Source organism: Streptomyces sp. NBC_01214 (assembly GCF_026340975.1).
Taxonomy (GTDB): Bacteria; Actinomycetota; Actinomycetes; order Streptomycetales; family Streptomycetaceae; genus Streptomyces.
In genome coordinates this window covers 3,670,360-3,688,833 of the sequence record NZ_JAPEOS010000001.1, presented here as the reverse complement: position 1 = coordinate 3,688,833, position 18,474 = coordinate 3,670,360, and the positions used below count along the sequence as shown (strand labels likewise).

The window sequence follows — 18,474 nt, the reverse complement described above, 5'->3', positions numbered from 1 at the left end:
CTCCGGCCCGCAACCATCCCAGGCACGCACCAGCCAACGGCCCGTAACACCGAATGGAGTTGGACCATGACCGAGCTCCTGCCCGCTCGCGCGGACAGTGCCGCGTCCTTCCCGATGACCGAGACGCAACAGGCACTGATGATCGGGCGAGGTGAAGCAGTCGAGCTGGGCGGTATCGGCTGCTACGGATACTTCGAATGGGAGCGTGCGGACCTCGATCCCGAGCGTTTCGCCACCGCCTGGCGCAAGGTGGTCGCCCGTCACGACATGCTCCGCGCGATCGGCCGCACGGACGGCACGCAGTGGGTGCCGGCCGACCCGCTGCCCTTCGAGATACCGGTCGTGGACCTGAGCGGGCTGTCCGCCGACGCCTCGCGGGAGCGGCTCGCCGCGCTGCGGGACGAGATGAGCCACGTGGTCTTCCCGGTGGGCAGCTGGCCGTTGTTCGACCTGCGGATCATCCGGCTGGGCGGTCCGGGGAACCTGAGCCGGGTCCACCTCGGGATCGACCTCCAGGTACTGGACGCCTCCAGCGCCTTCCAGGTGCTCTTCCCCGAGCTGGTCGACCTGTACGAGGACCCGGACGCCGAACTCCCGGAGCCCGGCATCGACTTCGCCGAGTACGCCCACTGGCGTGCCGACGCCCTGCCGCACACCGAGGCCTTCCGCGCCGCCCGCGACTACTGGCTGGAGCGGGTCCCCACCCTGCCGCCGGCCCCCTCGCTGCCCACGGGCGGATCCGCCGCCGGCGGCGGCGAGGTGCGCTTCGACCGGCGCGAGCACCGCCTCTCCCCCGAGGACTGGCAGCGCTTCTCGACCCGTGCGCGCGAGGCGGGGCTGACGCCGTCGGTCCTGCTGACCGCCGCCTTCGCCGAGGTGGTCCGGTGCTGGGCGGAGGAGTCCGACTTCACCATCAACTACCCGATCTTCCAGCGCCCGGCGGTGCACCCGGACATCGCCGGCGTCCTCGGTGACTTCACCAATGCCGTGATGCTCGCCGCCGACGGTTCCGGCGCGACCTTCCTGGACCGGGCGCACGCCCTGCGCGACCAGCTCGCCCGCGACGCGGAGCACGGTGCCTTCAACGGCGTGCGCGTGCTGCGCGAGCTGACCCGGCTGCACGGGGTGGGCGCGCAGGCCGGCATGCCGGTGGTCGTCACCAGCCTGCTCGACTACCCGGTGCGCAGGCCCGTCACGGACCTGGGCCGGGAGGTGTACTCGATCTCACAGACCCCGCAGGTCTCGCTCGACGTACAGCTGCGCGAACTGGCCGGTGAGCTGCGCGTCATCTGGGACTTCGTCGACGGGGCATTCGCGCCCGGCTTCGTCGACGCCGCCTTCGGCGCGTACGTGGACCTCCTGGAGCGGCTCACGCGGGATGCGCAGTCCCTGCACGCCCGGCGGTTCGACCTGATCCCGGCGGCCGAGCGGACGCTGCGCCGCCGGGTCAACGACACCGCCGGGCAGATCCCGTACACCACCTTGCACGAGCTGTTCGCCCAGCAGGTGGAGCGCACCCCCGGTGCCGAGGCCGTGGTGGACGCCTCCGGGCGGCGCCTGACCTACGCCGAGCTGGCCTCGTACGCCTGGCGGATCGGGCACACGCTGCGGGACCACGGGGCGGCCCCGGGCGAGCTGGTCGCCGTGGTGATGGAGAAGGGCTGGGAGCAGTACGCCGCGGTGTACGGGATCCTCGCCTCCGGCGCCGCCTATCTGCCGCTGGACCCGTCCGTGCCGCCGGAGCGGTTGCGCCGCCTGCTCACCGAGGCCAACGTCGACCGGATCCTCACCCAGTCCTGGCTGGACCCCCGGATCAGCTGGCCCCCCACGGCCCGCCGCTACCGGGTGGACAAGGACTTCGAGTCCGGGACCGACACCCGGCCCGAGACCGCGCAGACCCCGGCGGACCTCGCGTACACGATCTTCACGTCGGGCTCGACCGGTGAGCCCAAGGGCGTGATGGTCGACCACATCGGCGTGGTCAACCTGATCCGCGACGTCGCGACACGCTTCGAGGTCGGTGCGCGGGACCGGCTGCTGGCCATCTCCGGGCTGCACTTCGACGCCTCGATCTACGACGTGTTCGGGGTCCTGACGCAGGGCGGGACCGTGGTGCTGCCGCCGCCGTTCGAGCACGCCGAGCCCGACGTCTGGGCCGATCTGGTCCAGGCCGAGCAGGTCACCCTGTGGAACTCCGTGCCCGTCCTGATGGAACTGCTGGTCGGCGAGGCCGAGGTGCGCGAGCGGCGCGGCGGCGGCCGGCCGCTGGAGTCCCTGCGGCTGTCCGTGCTCTCCGGCGACTGGATCCCGCTGACGCTGCCGGACCGGCTGCGGGCGCAGAGCCCCCGGATCCAGGTGGTGGGTTCGGGCGGTCCGACCGAGACGATCTGCTGGTCGCTGTTCCAGCCGATCGGCGAGGTCGACCCCTCCTGGACGAGCATCCCGTACGGCAAGCCGATCACCAACCAGCGCTACTACATCGTCGATGCGTCCGCCCACGAGCGCCCGCTCGGGGTGGTCGGCGAGATGGCCGTGGCCAGCGACGTCGGGCTCGCACTCGGCTACTGGAACGACCCGGAGCGCACCGCGAACCGCTTCGTGCACCTTCCGGAGAGCGGCGAACGCGCCTATCTGACCGGTGACCTGGGCCGGTACCTGCCCGACGGCAGCATCGAGATCCTGGGCCGGGACGACTTCCAGGTGAAGATCCAGGGCCACCGGATCGAGCTCGGCGAGATCGAGGCCGTACTGCGCCAGGACGCCGAGGTCGAGGCGGCCGTGGTGGTGGCTCCGGCCAGCGCGCACGGGGTGCGTCGGCTGCACGCCTTCGTCGTGGCCGGGGCCGGGGCGGCCGGTCCGGTGCTGGAGCGGCTCGCCGCGCAGTTGCCCGGCTCCATGGTGCCGGCCGCGCTCACGGTGTTGCCGGAGCTGCCGCTGACCCGCAACGGCAAGGTCGACCGGCTGCTGCTGGCCTCTTCCGCCGGGCGGCAGCAGTCCGCCGACGAGGCGGCCGTGCGCAACGCCGGGGACGGGCCGGGCAGCGCCCTGGAGCTCGTGGTGTGTGCGGCGGTCGCCGACATCCTCGGCCTGGACGGGGTGGCGCCCGGTGACAACTTCTTCAGCCTGGGCGGCGATTCGCTCAGCGGTACCCGGCTGGCCGGTCTGCTCAAGGAGCTGCTGGGGGTGCCGGTGCCGGTGAAGACCGTGTTCCAGAACCCGCTGATCTCCGAACTGGCCGGAAAGATCGCCGCGGACGAGCAGCACGGCGCGGAGGCGGTCGCGGTCGCCGAGGCCTTCGGCGAGCTGGACGACGAGACGGACACCGCCGATGCGGACGGCTGAGGACCCGAGCCGGTTCAGCACGGCCATCACGGACGATTCCGAGAGGGGACAGTCATGAGCCTCACCCTGCCCGCGCCCGTCACCGATCCGCTGGACGAGGACGGGCTCCGGGGCGGCGCGCCACGGGTGCCCGCGCCCGACCTGATCGATTTCGCCGCGCACGCCAACACCCGCCTGAGAGAGCGCGATTCCGTCCTGTACGACCTGCTGGCCCGGGAGTCGGCGCGCCAGCGCGACACGCTGATGATGGTCGCGGCGTCCAGCGTCGCCGATCCCTCCGTGTTGGCCTGCGAGGGCAGCGCGCTCGGCAACCTGACCGCCGAGGGATTCCCCGGGAACCGCTACCACGCCGGCTGCGGGGTCGCGGACGAGATCGAACGCCTCGCGATCGACCGGGCGTGCGCGGCGTTCGGGGCCCAGGACGCGATCGTGCAACCGCACTCCGGCTCCTCCGCCAACCTCGCCGTGATCACGGCGCTGTTGAACCCCGGTGACTCCCTGCTCGGGCTGGACCTGGACTGCGGGGGCCACCTCACCCACGGCTCCCCCGCCTCGGTGACCGGCCGCTACTACCGCGCCCACGGCTACCGGGTGACACCGGAGGGGCTGCTCGACTACGCCCAGATCCGCGAACTGGCCCTGGAGCACCGCCCGAAGCTGATCGTCTGCGGGGCGAGCGCCTACCCCCGCAGCATCGACTTCGCCCGCTTCCGGGAGATCGCGGACGAGGCCAACGCCTATCTCCTGGCCGACATCTCGCACATCGCTGGACTGGTCGCGGCCGGCCTCCACCAGAGCCCCGTCGACCACGCCCACGTGACCACCACCAGCACCTACAAGCAGCTGTACGGCCCGCGCGGCGGTCTGATCCTGCTCGGCAAGGAGGCCCGCAAGGCCGGACCGGAGCGCGGCACCCTGGCGGCGACCCTGCGCCGCGCCGTGTTCCCGTTCACCCAGGGCACGCCCGACCTGGCGTCGGTGGCGGCCAAGGCGCGCGCCCTGGACTTCGTGGGGAGCCCGGACTTCGCGGAGGTCGCCAAGCGGCTGGCCGACGGCGCGCAGGCGATCGCCGAGCGGCTCCTGGACCGGGGGTTCCGGCTGGTCACGGGCGGTACGGACACCCACATGGTGCTGCTCGACCTGCGCGGCACCGGCGTCACCGGGGACATCGCCGAGCAGGCCCTGGAGTCCTGCGGAATCGTCGTCAACCGCAACCGGGTCCCCGGCGACACCACACCCGTCCGGGTGACGGGCGGACTGCGGCTCGGCACCAACACGCTGGCGGCGCGCGGGATGGACCACGCGGTGGCCGCCGAGTGCGCCGACCTGGTCGCCGACGTCCTCACGGCGCTGCGCGCGCAGGGCGGCGTACTGCCGGACGTGCTGCGCGACCGGGTGCGTACCCGGGTGTCCGAGCTGTGCGCCGCCCACCCCCTGCCGGGGTACCTGCCGTGACCTTCAGCGGCTTCCCGCCCTCGGCACTGCGCCTGTACGAGGACCTCGCGGCCGACAACAGCAAGGAGGCGTGGCGGCTGCGCCACCGCGAGCGGTACGAGCGTGACGTACGTGCGCCGATGGACGAGCTGGCCGCTGAACTGAGCGCGCATTTCCGGGAGTCGACCGGATCGGGCGAGGTGCGGGTGCTCGGCCCGGTCCGGGACACCCGGATGTCCCACGACAAGTCCCCGTACAAGTGCTACCAGGGCGCCTATCTGGATCTGTTGCCCTGTCTGGGCCTCTGGGTGCACCTGGACCGGCACGGCCTCTACGCCTCCGGCCGCTGGTACCCCTACGCCGGGGCCGAGGTCGCCCGGTACCGCGCCGCCGTCGAGGAGGAGGACGGCGGCGCGGAGCTGGCCGCGATCGCGGGCCGGCTGGAGGACCGGGGGTTCACCCTGGGCGGCGACCGGCTCAAGTCCCGGCCGCGGGGGGTCCCGGCGGACCACCCGCGGCTGGGGCTGCTGCGCCACCGCAAGATCGACGCGGGACGCCGCCTCGGTCCGGACGTCGGGCTCCACACGGCGCGCGCCGGGGAGCTGGTACGGGAGACCTGGCAGCTGGTGCGTCCGTTGCTGGACTGGGTGGCGGCCCGCGAACTCACCCCACGGCCCCGCGAACGAGGAGTTGACGTACCGTCATGACCATCGGGAGTTTCGAGACCGTCGATCTGCGCAGCGACACGGTGACCCGGCCGGGTCCCGGGATGCGGGCCGCGATGGCCGCGGCCGAGGTCGGCGACGACCTGTTCGGGGAGGACCCGACCGTCCGCGCGCTGGAGGACCGGATCGCCGGGCTCTTCGGCTTCTCCGGTGCCCTGTTCACCCCGTCCGGGGTGATGGCCAACCAGATCGCCCTCCAGCTCCTCGTCGGTCCCGGCGAGGAGCTGGTGTGCGACGCCGAGGCGCACGTCCTGGCGCACGAGGAGGCCTCCCCGGCCCGCTACGGCGGGATCCAGACGCGCACGGTGACGGCGGAGCGGGGGGTGCTCACCGCGGCCCTGCTGGCCGGGGTCGTCCGGCGGGGGAACCCGTACACGCTCGGCACCCGTGCGGTGGAGGTGGAGCAGACCCACACCCGGGCCGGCGGCACGGTCCACCCGCTGGACACGCTGCGCGCCGTACGGGAACTGACGTCCGGCGCGGGCGTCGCGGTCCACATGGACGGGGCCCGGATCTGGAACGCGATGGCCGCGACCGGCACTTCGGCGCGCGCGTACGGGCGGACGGCCGACTCGCTGTCCGTGTGCTTGTCGAAGGGGCTGGGCGCGCCCGTCGGCTCGGTGCTCCTGTTGTCGGCCGAAAGGCTGCCGCGGGCCCGGAAGTTGCGGCACGGTCTGGGCGGTGGCATGCGCCAGTCGGGCATCCTGGCGGCTGCGGGACTGTACGCCCTGGACCACCACGTGGAGCGGATCGCCGAGGACCACGCCCACGCCGCGCTGCTGGCGGCGGGGCTGCGGAACGCGGGGTTCACCGTGCGCCCGCCGGAGACCAACATCGTCCTCATCGAGGTACCCGGCGCCGACGAGGTCGTCGCACGGGCCGCCAAGGAAGGAGTACTGGTGACCGCGCCCGGCCCGGAGACGGTCCGGCTGGTCACCCATCTGGACGTAGGACACAAGGCGTGCCGGCGGGCCCTCGGGGTGCTGGCCGCCGTGATGACCGATGTCGTCACCGGGTCGCGGGACACCGCGGCCGCGGGACGCTCGTAGGCAGCGGAAGAGAGCGAAGTAGCAGCATGAGTTTAGAAGTACGACCCGCCACGGCGGATCTGTGGGACGACATCCGCCAGGTGCTCCAGCCGAAGAAGAGCGCGCACACGTGCTGGTGCATGGCGTGGCGGCTGTCCACCGGCGAGTACGGGCGGCTCACGGCGGACGAGCGGGGCGAGCACCTGCGCGGCCTCATGGAGAAGGCCGATCCGCCGCCCGGGGTCCTCGGGTTCCTGGACGGCGAGGTGGCGGGCTGGTGCAACGTGGCCCCGCGCCGGCAGCTCGACCGGCTGACCTCCTCGAAGACGATCACACCGGTGGACGACCTGCCCGTGTGGTCGGTGACCTGTTTCGTCGTGCGCAAGGACTTCCGGGGCAAGGGGGTCGCCTCGGGCCTGCTGGAGGGGGCCGTCGAGCATGCGCGCGCCCACGGCGCGCCCGCGGTCGAGGGGTATCCGGTGGACCCGGAGGGCGGCCGGGTGAATCCGACCCTCGCCTATGTCGGGACGATGGACATGTTCGAGCGGGCGGGCTTCCGCCGGGTCCACCGCACCGAGGCCAAGAGCGACAAGCGGCACCGCTGGGTCATGCGCCGCGACCTGGTCTGACGGCCTGGACGGTACGCGGAAGGGGCTCCCGCCGTGCGGGGGCCCCTTCCGCGTGGACGCCGGTCAGGGCGTGTGCGCCGCGATGTCCCAGAGGTGGGCGGGACGTCCGCACCGCAGGGCCTCCCAGGCCGCGCGCCGGTAGCAGCCCGCCACCAGGCCGTCGCGGACCAGGCCCGAGGCACCGTGCAGATGGACCGCGTCACGGGTGACGTCGAGCGTGGTCTCCGCCGTGAGGGCGATCAGTCCGGCAGCCTCCCCCGCGGTGAGCCGGTCCGCGTCGAGGTCGCGGGCCGCGTCCCCCACGGCCCAGCGCACGGCGTCGAGCCGGGCCAGCAGGCCCGCCACGCGCAGCCGGGGGCCCTGGTGTTTGACCAGGGCCTGGCCGAACTGCTGACGGCCGCGGATCCGGGAGACGACCGCGGTCAGGGCGGCCGCCGTGATCCCGGCCAGCAGCGAAGCCTGGTGGACGGCGGCGCGCAGACCCACGCGGGCGAGGGCCTGTTCGGCGGCGAGGCCGCTCAGCAGCACCGCCTCGGCGGGCAGCCGTACCTCGTCGAAGACGGCGCCGGCGACGGCTCCCCCGCCGTGGTCGCGCAGCGGGCGGACCCGGACGCCCTCGGTGGGCAGGGGTACGAGCGCCACGCACGGGCCGTCGGGACCGCCGGCCAGGACCAGCAGGGCGCCCGGGCCGACTCCGGCGGCGAAGGGGCCACCGGTTCCGGTGAGGACGACGCCGCCGGTGTCCGCGTCCGGCTTCCAGGTGATGCCCGGCGGTACGGTGCCGCGCGGATCGGGCAGCCGGCCCGGCACGGCGAGTTCCAGTTCTCCGGTGCGCACCTGGTCCAGGACGTTTCCGGCGGCTTCGGGGGCCAGCGGGCCGAGGCCGGAGATCAGGTCCAGGGCGAGGAGGGTGTCGGTCAGCGGGAGGGACTGCATCGCGTTGCCCGCCTCCTCGCACACCATGGCGATGACCGCCTGGCCGAGGTCGAGGCCGTCGTGGCCGATGGGCAGGGCGAACTCCCACGCGCCGACCTGGGTCAGCGCTTCCCAGGCACCGGCGGGGGTGTCCCCGTCGACCTCCAGGCCCTGGCGCACGGTGAGCCGGAGCTGCCGGAAGAGCGAGTCCTCGTCCTCCCGCTCCCGCCAGCGCTCGGACGCCGCCGCCGGGCCCTGGCCGCCCGTGTCGTTCCCGCTTACCGCCTGTGATGTCACGGCCGTACCTCCGCCCCTGAGTCGAGACGCAGCCGGGCCAGCGTCTCCAGCATCATTTCGGCGGTGCCGCCCGATATCCGCATCCCCGGGGCTTCGCGCAACGCCGCATCGAGTGGGTGTGCCACCCCGTCGACCTCGGGGTCGTCGAGGGTCATGCTCGTGTCGCCGTCGAGTTCGGCGGCCCACCAGGCCACCTCTGCGGCGAGTTCGGTGGTGTACCACTTGGCGGCGGCGGCCTCGTCCTCGTTGAGTTCGCCCCGGTCGAGGCGGGTGAGGACGCGGCGGACCAGGGTTCCCGCCGCGAGCAGCCGGGCGTTGAGCTTGGCCAGGCCGATCTGGTCGTGCTGGCCGGCCTCCAGCCGGTCGGTGTGGGCCTCCAGCCGTTCGACGGCGGCCCGGTACCAGCGCAGCGCCTTGACGTAGTAGTCGAGTCCGGTGCGCTCGAAGGCGAGGGTCTTGACGACGATCGCCCAGCCCTGGCCGGTCTCGCCGACCACGTCGTCGGCGCTCACGGCGACGCCGTCGAGGGTGACCTCGTGGAAGGCGTCGTCGCCCATGCCGGGGATCTGTCGGATGGTGACGCCGGGCTGGGCCAGGGGGACGAGGAAGAGGCTAAAGGCGTCGTCCTCGCCGCGGGCCAGGCACAACCCGTAGTCGGCGAGCCGGGCGAAGAGCGAGTGGACCTTGGTGCCGTACAACTTGTAGCCGCCTTTGCCGTCGGAGACGGCGCGGGTGGAGAGGATGTTGAGGTCGGAGCCGGCCTGGGGTTCGCTGAAGAGCACGCAGCCGAAGGCGGTGCCGGCCGCGAAGCCCGGCAGGTGCCGGGCCTTCATCGCCGGGCTCGCGACGCCCAGCAGGGTGGAACCGACGATCTGCACGGTGAGGGTGTGCAGCAGGTCGGGGACGTCGTGCATGGCCAGTTCCTCGACCAGCACGGCGGCCGCGACCTGGCTGATGCCGCGGCCTCCGTACTCCTCGGGCCACTGGGGCGCGAGCAGGCCCCGCTCGCCCAGGGCCCGGTGCAGGGGCCGGGGGTCGCGGGTGCGCCGGGCCTCGGCCACGGGGGCCGAGACCAGGATGTCGTGGATGTCCTCGCGCAGGGCCCGCATGGGGGTGCGGGGCACATCGGCTCCGCTCCGTACGAGCCCGCAGTCCGCGGGCGCACGGTAGAACTCGGTGGTGAGCACGGGCAACTCCCTAGGTGGTGAGTGGGGATGCGGGCGCGGCGACGGCCCGGTCCAGCACGTCCTCGATTCCGGTGAGCAGCCCTCGCACGTCCTCGGGCGCGGCCGCGTGGCGGTTGTACTCGGCGGTGCCGCCGATCTCCCCGTCGCGTTCCACGAGGCCGATGCAGGCGAGCGCGGCGGCCGGGTCGGGGCTGTAGAGCTCCAGGTGCCGGGCGGGCGGCCCGGGCAGCTGGCCGACCTCGATGCCCGGCAGGTCCAGGGGGACCGACGGGTAGTTGTGGAGGGCGAACAGGACGTTGTACGGCGGGGGCGTCCCGTCGCCGAACAGGACGTCCACGGGCAGGCGTTGGTGGGCGAGCGCCTCGGCGACCGCGGCCCGGGTGCGGTGCAGCAGCTCCCGGAAGGCGGGGCCGCCCGCGAGGTCGATCCGGATCGGTACCACGGTGGTGAACTGCCCGACGGCGCCTTCGAGCGGTCCGGCGAAGCGGCCGGCCGCCGGGGTGCCGATGACCACGGAGGTACGGCCGTCCCTGCGGGCCAGTACGACGGCCAGCGCGGCGAGGAGCGTCATGAACGGGGTGGCTCCCTCGGCCGCGCCCAGCTCCAGCCCGGCGTCGACCGGCCCGCGGGCGAGCCGTACGGGCAGGTGGCCGCGTTCGAATCCGCCGGGCGCCCGGGGTGCGGGCGGGTCGGCGGCGAAGGCGGCCCGGCGGCGGGTGAGTTCGGCGGAGCCGTCGGGTCCGGCGAGCCACCGGTGCTGCCAGTCGGCGTAGTCGGGGAACTGGAGCTCGGGCGGGGTCGAGCCGCCCGGACCCGCGCCCCCGCGGTAGCCGGCGGCCAGGTCCGCGAGGAAGACCCCGGAGGACCAACCGTCGAAGACCGCGAGGTGGGAAGCGAGGATCAGGACGTGCTCGTCGGGGGCGAGCCGCAGCAGCCGGAACGCGCTGGTGCGGCCGCTCTCCAGGTCGAGGACGGTGGAGGCGCTCTCGGTGCTCTGCAGGGCCACGCGATCGGCGGCGGCCTGCGGGGTGAAGCCCGAGAGGTCGGCCCGGGTGAGCCGCAGCACCGGTTCCTCGTCCACGTGCAGCCGCGGTTGACCGGTGGTGGAGACGGTGAGCCGGGTGCGCAGCGCTTCGTGGCGGCGCAGCACCCCGGTGAGGGCCGCCACGAGCCGCTGCGGATCGAGCGGGCCGGTCAGCCGCAGGGCGTGCGAGCCGGTGGCGACGGCCGGGTGGGTGCGCTCGCGGCGCCACAGCCGGGCCTGGAGCGCGGTGGGCGGGACCGGCCCCGCGCCGGAGCGCGGGGCCGGGTGGGCGGGTACGGGCTGCCGGGCGGCCAGCATCAGCCGGGCGAGTTCGCGCTTCGCCTCGGGGAGCGCGGCGAGCGCTCCTTCGAGCCCGGCCGGGTCGGCCATCAGGAGCCGTCCGGCTGCTGGAGGGAGCCGAGGAGGGCGGCGGCCTCGTCGTCGCTCATGTTCTCGATCTGCTCGAAGACCGCGAGCAGCCGGTCCTGTTCGCCGGCGGCCTCGGCCTTGGCGGCGCGGACCAGTTCGGCCAGTCCCGCGACGGTCGGGCGGCCGAAGAAGTCGGCGAGGGCGATGTCGATGCCGAAGAGGGCGCGGACCCGGGAGACCACGATGGTGGCCTGGAGCGAGCTGCCCCCCAGGGCGAAGAAGTCGCCCTCCACGTCCGGGTTCTGCCATTCGAGCAGCGGGGTGAGGATGTCCCGGCAGATCTGCTCCTCGACGGCGTCGCGCGGCGCGGTGCCGCCCTCGCCCGACTGCTCGGTGGGCAGGGGCAGGGCTGCGGTGTCGACCTTGCCGTGCGGGGTGAGGGGCAGTTCGTCCAGGACGACGACGACCGGGACCATGTAGCCGGGCAGCCGGCCGGCCGCGTAGGCGCGCAGGCCTTCGGCGTCGGCGACCTCGGAGGCGTACGAGCCCACCTGTTCGACGGTGACGTAGGCGGCCAGCATGCGCTCGCCGCCCGCGGCGGGCTGGGCCACCACGACGGCCTGCTGCACGGAGGGGTGCCCGGTGAGCACGGACTCGACCTCGCCCGGCTCGATGCGGTGGCCGCGCACCTTGAGCTGGCGGTCGGTGCGGCCGAGGAAGTCCAGGTTGCCGCCGGGCAGCCAGCGGACCAGGTCGCCGGTGCGGTAGAGGCGGGCCGTCTCGGGGCCGTCCGCGTAGGGGTTGTCGGCGAAGCGGTCGGCGGTGAGGTCGGGGCGGCCCAGGTAGCCGCGGGCGACGCCGGGACCGGAGACGCAGAGTTCACCGGGTACGCCGGGCGGGACCGGGCGCAGCCGCTCGTCGAGGACGAAGGCTTGGTGGCCGGGCATGGGGCGGCCGATCGGCGGGTTGCGGTCGTAGCTGCCGGTGCAGTCCATGAGCGTGACGGCGACGGTCGCCTCGGTGGGGCCGTAGCCGTTGACGAACCTCCGCTCCCCCGCGGTCCATTCGGCGACGAGTCGGCCGGGGAAGGCCTCGCCGCCCACCGAGACCAGTCGCAGGTCGGGCAGTCCGGCTTGGTCGAGCAGCGGCAGGAGGGCGGGCGGGAGCTCCGCGACGGTGACCGCGTCCTCGCGCATCCGGGTCTGGAGCAGGGCCGGGTCGCGGCGCTCGTCGTCGGTGGCGATGACGAGCGAGCCGCCCGCCAGCAGGGTGGTGAAGATCTCGAAGACGGAGACGTCGAAGGTGAGCGGGGCGAACTGCAGGACCCGGTCCTCGGCCCGGACCTCGTAGGCCTTGGCGATGGTGCGGGAGAAGTGGGTGACCGAGCGGTGCTCGATCATGACCCCCTTGGGGGTGCCGCTGCTGCCCGAGGTGTAGAGCACGTAGGCCAGGTCGCCGGGCGTGGCGGTCGGTGCGAGGGAGGGGACCTCCCGGACGGGGGCCGCCGTTCCGGTGGTCACCAGCTCCAGCGGTACGGGCAGCTGCGCGGCTTCGTCGACGAGGGCGTGCCGGACCTTCGCGTCGGCCAGTACGGTACGGGTCCGCTCGGCCGGGGCTGCCCGGTCGACCGGGATGTAGTGGGCGCCCGCCTTGAGCACGCCGAGGACCCCGGCCACGGCGGCCGGCCCGCGGGACACGCACACGGCGACGGGGTCACCGTGGCGGACGCCGCGGTCGCGCAGCCGGTGGGCGATGGCCTCGGACCAGCGGTCGAGGGCCGCGTAGTCGAGCCGGGTGGAGCCGTGGCGGACGGCGACCGCGTCGGGGTGGATGGTGGCCCGCTCGCGGAACGCACGGTCCAAGGTGGTGGTCCAGGCGGCTTCGTCGACGGGGCCGCCGCGGGACAGCTCGCGGGCGTGCCGGGAGGCGGCCGGCTCCTCGACCAGGCTGATGTCGCCCACCTGGAGGTCGGGGTTCTCGGCGACCTGCTCCAGGACCTGGCGGAAGGCGCCGAGCAGGGCGCTGGCCGTGCCGTGCCGGTAGAGGGAGGTGTTGTACTCGAGGGAGAGTTCCAGACCGTCGTTCTCTCCGACGAGGAAGCTCATGTCGAACTTCGCTGCTCCGTCGTGCAGTTGGTCCATGGTGAACTCGACGTCCGCGGCCTGCGCCCGGTGGGTGCCCCAGCGGCCCAGCGAGGTGAACTCGATCTGGAAGAGCGGGTGGCGCAGCGGGTCGCGCACCGGGCGGACGGCTTCGACCACCTGCTCGAAGGGCAGCTCGCTGTTGGTGAAGGAGTCCATGACGGAGGACGCGGTGCGGGTGACCAGCTCGCGGAAGGTGAGCTGGTCGGTGACCTCGGTCCGCAGGGTGATCATCTGGACGAAGCAGCCGATGACCTGCTCCAGATCGGGGTGCGGCCGGGAGGCGCTGGCCGTGCCGACGACGACGTCCTCGGTGCGGGTCCAGTGCCGCAGCAGCGCGTTGAAGGCGGCGAGCAGGGTGGTGAAGACGGTGGTGCTGCCCGCGTCGGCGAGCTCGGTGAGGCGGTCCAGCAGCTTCTGGTCGAGGGTCAGTTTCAGGCCGCGGCCGTCGCCGCGGGTCTCGGGGCCGCGCGGGTGGTCGGGCAGGACCTCGGTGGCGACGGCCCCGGCCAGGATCTGGCGCCACTTGGTCGCGAGCGCCCGGCCGTGCTCGTCGTTCTCCAGCTTGGCGCGCTGCCAGGCGGCGAAGTCGGCGTACTCGACGGCGAGTCTGGGGGCCTCGGGGCGCTTGCCCGCGGCGGCCGCGGCGTAGCTGGCGGTCAGTTCCTCGGTGAAGATCCGGGTCGAGCCCGGGTCCCAGGCGATGTGGTGGACGACCCAGAGCAGGACGTGCCGCTCGGCGGCGAGGCGTACGAGGTGGGCGCGGACGGGCGGGGCGGCGGCGAGGTCGAAGGGGGCGGCGGCGCAGCTCGCGGTGAGCTCGGCGAGTTCGCGGTCCGCGTCCTCGCTGCCGGACAGGTCGGTGCTCTGGACGCCGAGCACGAAGGAGGGGACGGGCTCCTGCCAGGGGACTCCGTCGATCTCGACGAGTTTGCTGTGCAGCACCTGGTGGCGGGCGACGACGGCGTTGAGCGCCTCGTGCAGGGCGGCCCGGTCGAGGGGGCCGCCCAGGCCTATGGCCAGGGCTATGTTGTTGCGGGCCTTGCCGGCGCCGAGCTTGTCGACGAACCACATCTGCTCCTGCTGGAAGGAGGAGCGGGAGCGCGGTCCGTGGTCGGCGCGCCTCAGTTCGATGCGCCGGCCCACGCCGGCCGTCATCTGGTTGCGCATCCGTCCCAGCAGCCGGGAGCGCTGTCCCTGGGGCAGACGGCCGAGCCGTTCGGCGAGATCAGACATGGGTTCCTCCGTTGCGGTGCAGGTCGACGAGGAGAGCGGCGAGCCGGTCGGGCAGGTGCTTGGCGAAGTAGTGGCGGCCCCCGGGGATCACGGCGAGGCGTACGTCGGCCGCGTACCGGCCCCAGGCGCGGTAGCCGTTCTCGTAGCCCTCGGTCGCGTCGTCGGCGTCGCCGATGATGCAGGTGAGCGGGGTGGCGAGGGGCCGGTCGTAACCGCCCGGGGTACGGGCGAAGAAGCGGGCGGCCTCGGTCATGTCGTGGCGGACCATCCGCAGGACCGCGGTGAGGTCGCTGTCGTCGAGGACGCCGTCGAAGCCGTCCATGGTGGTCAGGTAGGCAACGAGGTCGTCGTCGCCGGAGACGCGCTCCATCTCCAGGGCGTACTCGGGGTCCTCCTCCGGGAGGGCCGCGGCGAGGTCCAGGGCGATCGGGCGCTGCCCCATCCGTTCCAGTACGTGGGTGGTCTCCAGCGCGGTGACGACCCCGGCGCAGTGGCCGTAGACCGCGTACGGTCCCCGCACGGTGCGGGCGATCTCCCGGGCGGCGAGTTCCGCGAACTCGGGGACCGGCAGCATCGGGCCGGGGCGCAGCGGGTCGTGGCCGGGCGGGGAAACGGCCAGGAGCTCGATGTGCGGCGGGAGCTGGGCCGCGAGGGGTTGGTAGGCGATGGCGTCGCCGCCGCCGTGCGGGAAGCAGACGAGGGTCAGCGCGGTGGTGCCGGCGGGGCGTTCGGGGGTGAGCCGGTGCAGCAGGCCGTGTGCGGCCGTTCCGGCTGCGCCGAGTTCGGCGCTGCGGGCGGCGAGCCCGGCCGGGGTCGGGTTGCTGAAGAGGTCGACGACGCGCAGGACGGTGGCTCCGCCGTCCGGCAGGGCGGTGGCGACGGCGCGGACCGCGCGCACGGCGGCGAAGGAGTCCCCGCCGAGGGCGAAGAAGTCGTCGTCGGGCGCGACGTCCGGTACCCCGAGCACCTCGGCCCAGACTGCGGCGATCCGCAGGGCGACCGGGTCCGCGTCCGCGGGTGCGGGGGCGGGCCGCTCCGGGGTGGGAGCGGCGGGGCGCGGGTCGGGCAGGGCGCCCCGGTCGACCTTGCCGTTGGGGCTCAGCGGCAGCCGCTCCAGCAGCACCAGTTCGGCGGGGACGCAGTGCGGGGGCAGGACCGCGCCGAGCGCGGTCCGTAGGGCGGCGGTGTCGAGGCCCGCGCCCTCCTCGGGGACCACGTAGCCGACGAGCCGGTCGGAGCCGGCGGCAGCGCGGCGGGCGGTGACGACGGCCTCGCGGACGCCGGGGCGCTCGCGCAGTGCGCTCTCGACCTCGCCGGGCTCGATGCGGAGCCCGTTGAGCTTGATCCGGAAGTCGGTGCGGCCGAGGAGTTCGATGGTGCCGTCGGCGCCGTAGCGGGCCAGGTCGCCGGTGCGGTAGAGGCGTTCGGTGCGGCCGGGTGCCAGCTCGACGTGGACGAACTTCTCCTCGGTGAGCTCGGGCCGGTTCAGGTAGCCGCGGGCCAGTCCGACGCCGCCCAGGTGGAGTTCGCCGGGGACGCCGACGGGGACGAGGCGGTCCGTCGGGTCGAGGACGTAGGCCAGCTGGTTGGCCATGGGCCGCCCGTACGGGAGCTTCGTCCACTGCGGATCGACCCGGCCGACGGGGAACTCCACCGAGTGGATGGAGGCCTCGGTGGCCCCGCCGAGGGCGACGAAGGACAGCCCGGGCGCGAAGGCGCGGATCCGGTCGGGCTGGGTGACGGGGATCCAGTCGCCGCCGAGGAACGCGGTGCGCAGCTTCGGCAGTCGGGGGCCGCCGGCGTGTTCCAGCTGGTCGGCCAGGAGGCCGAGGAGGGCCGGGGCGGAGTTCCAGACGGTGACGCCGTGCCGCTCGACGAGGTCGGCCCAGTGCGCCGGGTCCTTGGCGGCGGCCGGGTCGGGCAGCACGAGCGTGCCGCCCGCGGCCAGGATGCCGAGGGTCTCGTAGACGCTCATGTCGAAGCTGGGCGAGGACAGGGCGAGGACCGAGTCGCCGGGTCCGATGCCGTACGAGCGGTTGAGGTCGAGGATGTTGTTGACCACGCCCCGGTGTTCCAGGGCGATGCCCTTGGGGGTGCCGGTGGAGCCGGAGGTGAAGATGACGTAGGCGAGGTCCCGGGAGGTGACGGGGACGGCCGGGCGGGTCGCGGGCAGCTCGGCGAGCGCGGCCCGGTCGGTGTCGAGCAGGACGTGCGCGGTGCCGGCGGGGACGGGCAGCCGGCCGATCAGCTCCGCGTCGGACACGACGATGGGCGGAGCGGAATCCCGCAGCAGCAGCGCCAGGCGCTCGGCCGGATAGTCCGGGTCGAGGGGGACGTAGGCCCCGCCGGCCTTGAGGACGGCGAGGATCGCGGTGACCAGTGCGGGGCCGCGGCGCAGGCACAGGGCCACGGTCCGGTCGGGGCCCGCGCCGGCTTCGACGAGCCGGTGCGCGAGCCGGTTGGCGCGCTCCTCCAGCTCCCGGTAGGTGATGTTCCAGCCACCGAGTCCGCCCAGGATCACGGCGGGCGCGTCGGGCCGCCGGTCGGCGTGCTGCTCGAACAGCTCGTGCAGGCAGGCGTCCTGGGGGAAGGGGGCGCGGGTGGCGTTCCAGTCGTCCAGGGCGGCCCGGCGCTCGGCTTCGGTGAGCAGCGGCAGGGCGGACAGCGGGGCTTCGGGGCGGTCGAGGGCCCCTTCGAGGGTGGTGAGGAAGTGGCCCAGTAGCCGGTCCACGGTCGCGGCGTCGAACAGGGCGGTGGGGTACTCCACGAGGGCGCGGACGGCGGTGCCGGTGTCGTGGACGCTGATCATGAGGTCGTACTTGGTGGCGTGCGAGGAGAAGTCGATGGGCTCGGTGGCGAGGCCCGCGAGGCCCGGGGCGGTGTCCGGGGTCTCGTCGAGGAGGAACATCACGGAGGTGAGCGGCGGCCGGCTGGGGTCGCGGGGCAGCCCGAGGGCGTCGACGATCAGGTCGAAGGGCAGTTCCTGGTGCGCGTACGCCTGGAGGGTGGTGTGACGGGTGGTTCGGACCAGTTCGGCGAAGCCGGGGTCGCCACCGGTCCTGATGCGCAGCGGCAGGGTGTTGACGAAGAAGCCGATGAGTTCGCTGAAGGCCGGGTGGTCGCGGCCGGAGACGGAGGTGCCGACGACGATGTCCTCCTGGCCGGTCCAGCGGCGCAGGGTGGCGGCGAAGCCGGCCAGCATCGTCATGTAGAGGGTGGCGCCCTCGGACTTGCCGAACTCCCGCAGCCGGGCGATGAGCCGGGGCGGGAGGTCGATGTAGCGGGAGGCTCCGGCGTGGCCGAAGACGGGCGGTCTGGGCCGGTCGGTGGGCAGGTCCACGGGGCTGGCGCCGCCCAGCTCCTCGCGCCAGAAGGAGGTGAGGCCCTCCAGCCGGTCCCCGCTGATGCGGCGGCGCTGCCAGGTGGCGAAGTCGGCGTACTGGAGGGCGAGCGGGGCCGCGGCCCCGGCGGGCGCCCCGGTGCGGGCGGCGTAGGCGCGCTCCAGTTCGGTGTAGAGGACCCGCATGGACCAGCCGTCGGTGACGATGTGGTGCAGGTTGAGGACCAGGACGTGGTCCTCGGGGCCGATCCTGCCGAGCCGGGCCCGCAGCGGGACGGCGCCGGCCAGGTCGAAGGGGGCGCCCGCGTCGGCGTCGTAGAAGGGCCGGGCCGCCTCCTCGTCGGGCAGTTCGGTCAGCGGCAGGGGCAGCCGGTAGCCGTCCACCACGCGGGGCAGGGCCTCGGTGGCGCCCTCCTGGTAGGTGTAGACGGTCCGCAGCACCTCGTGGCGGTCCACGACGTCCTGGAGCGCCGCGTGCAGGGCGGGTACGTCGAGCGGGCCGCGGATGCGGGTGGCGACCGGCACGTTGTAGGCGGGGCTGCCGGGCTGGAGCTGGTCGATGAACCAGAGGCGGCGCTGGGCGAAGGAGAGCACCGGCGGGTCCGCGGGGTCGCGGGGTGCCGGCTCAGGGTCCTCCCGTACGGCGGCGCGCCCGCCGGTGCGGCCCGTCAGGGCCTGGAACAGTGCCCGGCGGGACTTCGGCAGTGCGGCTATGCGTTCGGCGAGGGACTCGCTCACCTTGAGCCTCCGTGCGTCTTCGGGAGTCGGGAGAGGGATACGGCGAGGGGGCGCCACGGGTCGCGGCGC

At 73.9% G+C, this 18,474-nt stretch carries 10 protein-coding genes; 5 read left to right on the top strand and 5 right to left on the bottom strand.

Features of this window, described 5'->3' with window-relative positions; all coding sequences use genetic code 11:
* The first annotated feature begins 66 nt into the window (after nucleotides 1–66).
* The 5 genes from OG594_RS17265 to OG594_RS17245 are packed head-to-tail and all read left to right on the top strand — an operon-like array spanning nucleotide 67 to nucleotide 7,158.
* Nucleotides 67–3,342 (top strand): amino acid adenylation domain-containing protein, encoded by a 3,276-nt coding sequence (locus OG594_RS17265; protein ID WP_266599779.1) that lies wholly within the window; start codon nucleotides 67–69, stop codon nucleotides 3,340–3,342.
* A gap of 54 nt (nucleotides 3,343–3,396) precedes the next feature.
* Nucleotides 3,397–4,797: a serine hydroxymethyltransferase gene (gene glyA / locus OG594_RS17260; protein WP_266599777.1), complete on the top strand. Its 1,401-nt coding sequence runs from the start codon at nucleotides 3,397–3,399 to the stop codon at nucleotides 4,795–4,797.
* On the top strand, nucleotides 4,794–5,483 hold the full coding sequence (locus OG594_RS17255) for a DUF2461 domain-containing protein (RefSeq protein ID WP_266599775.1): 690 nt from the start codon (nucleotides 4,794–4,796) through the stop codon (nucleotides 5,481–5,483). Before glyA ends, OG594_RS17255 begins: the two co-directional genes overlap by 4 nt.
* On the top strand, nucleotides 5,480–6,550 hold the full coding sequence (locus OG594_RS17250; protein WP_266599773.1) for a low specificity L-threonine aldolase: 1,071 nt from the start codon (nucleotides 5,480–5,482) through the stop codon (nucleotides 6,548–6,550). The genes OG594_RS17255 and OG594_RS17250 overlap by 4 nt, the downstream gene beginning before the upstream one ends.
* A gap of 26 nt (nucleotides 6,551–6,576) precedes the next feature.
* Nucleotides 6,577–7,158 carry a GNAT family N-acetyltransferase gene (locus OG594_RS17245; protein WP_266599772.1) on the top strand — a complete coding sequence of 194 codons (582 nt, stop codon included), beginning with the start codon at nucleotides 6,577–6,579 and terminating at the stop codon, nucleotides 7,156–7,158.
* A 63-nt stretch (nucleotides 7,159–7,221) separates the two neighbouring features.
* On the opposite strand, the gene OG594_RS17240 is transcribed toward OG594_RS17245, so the two are convergent.
* From OG594_RS17240 to OG594_RS17220, 5 genes are read right to left on the bottom strand one after another with little or no spacing between them, the layout of a single operon-like run.
* Complete coding sequence (locus tag OG594_RS17240; protein ID WP_266599771.1) at nucleotides 7,222–8,370, bottom strand: acyl-CoA dehydrogenase family protein; 1,149 nt, start codon at nucleotides 8,368–8,370, stop codon at nucleotides 7,222–7,224.
* Entirely contained in the window at nucleotides 8,367–9,557 is a 1,191-nt protein-coding gene (locus OG594_RS17235; RefSeq protein WP_266599770.1) for an acyl-CoA dehydrogenase family protein, read from the bottom strand. The genes OG594_RS17240 and OG594_RS17235 overlap by 4 nt, the downstream gene beginning before the upstream one ends.
* A 10-nt stretch (nucleotides 9,558–9,567) precedes the next feature.
* Nucleotides 9,568–10,971: a condensation domain-containing protein gene (locus OG594_RS17230; protein WP_266599769.1), complete on the bottom strand. Its 1,404-nt coding sequence runs from the start codon at nucleotides 10,969–10,971 to the stop codon at nucleotides 9,568–9,570.
* Complete coding sequence (locus OG594_RS17225) at nucleotides 10,971–14,327, bottom strand: amino acid adenylation domain-containing protein (protein ID WP_266599768.1); 3,357 nt, start codon at nucleotides 14,325–14,327, stop codon at nucleotides 10,971–10,973. The genes OG594_RS17230 and OG594_RS17225 overlap by 1 nt, the downstream gene beginning before the upstream one ends.
* On the bottom strand, nucleotides 14,320–18,405 hold the full coding sequence (locus OG594_RS17220; RefSeq protein ID WP_266599766.1) for an amino acid adenylation domain-containing protein: 4,086 nt from the start codon (nucleotides 18,403–18,405) through the stop codon (nucleotides 14,320–14,322). The genes OG594_RS17225 and OG594_RS17220 overlap by 8 nt, the downstream gene beginning before the upstream one ends.
* Between the last annotated feature and the right edge of the window lie 69 nt (nucleotides 18,406–18,474).

Excerpts from the sequence above, each read along its gene's own strand:
- OG594_RS17265 (WP_266599779.1), top strand. The coding sequence starts at position 67 with ATGACCGAGCTCCTGCCCGCTCGCGCGGACAGTGCCGCGTCCTTCCCG.
- glyA (WP_266599777.1), top strand. The coding sequence starts at position 3,397 with ATGAGCCTCACCCTGCCCGCGCCCGTCACCGATCCGCTGGACGAGGAC.
- OG594_RS17250 (WP_266599773.1), top strand. The coding sequence starts at position 5,480 with ATGACCATCGGGAGTTTCGAGACCGTCGATCTGCGCAGCGACACGGTG.
- OG594_RS17245 (WP_266599772.1), top strand. The coding sequence starts at position 6,577 with ATGAGTTTAGAAGTACGACCCGCCACGGCGGATCTGTGGGACGACATC.
- OG594_RS17230 (WP_266599769.1), bottom strand. The coding sequence starts at position 10,971 with ATGGCCGACCCGGCCGGGCTCGAAGGAGCGCTCGCCGCGCTCCCCGAG.
- OG594_RS17225 (WP_266599768.1), bottom strand. The coding sequence starts at position 14,327 with ATGTCTGATCTCGCCGAACGGCTCGGCCGTCTGCCCCAGGGACAGCGC.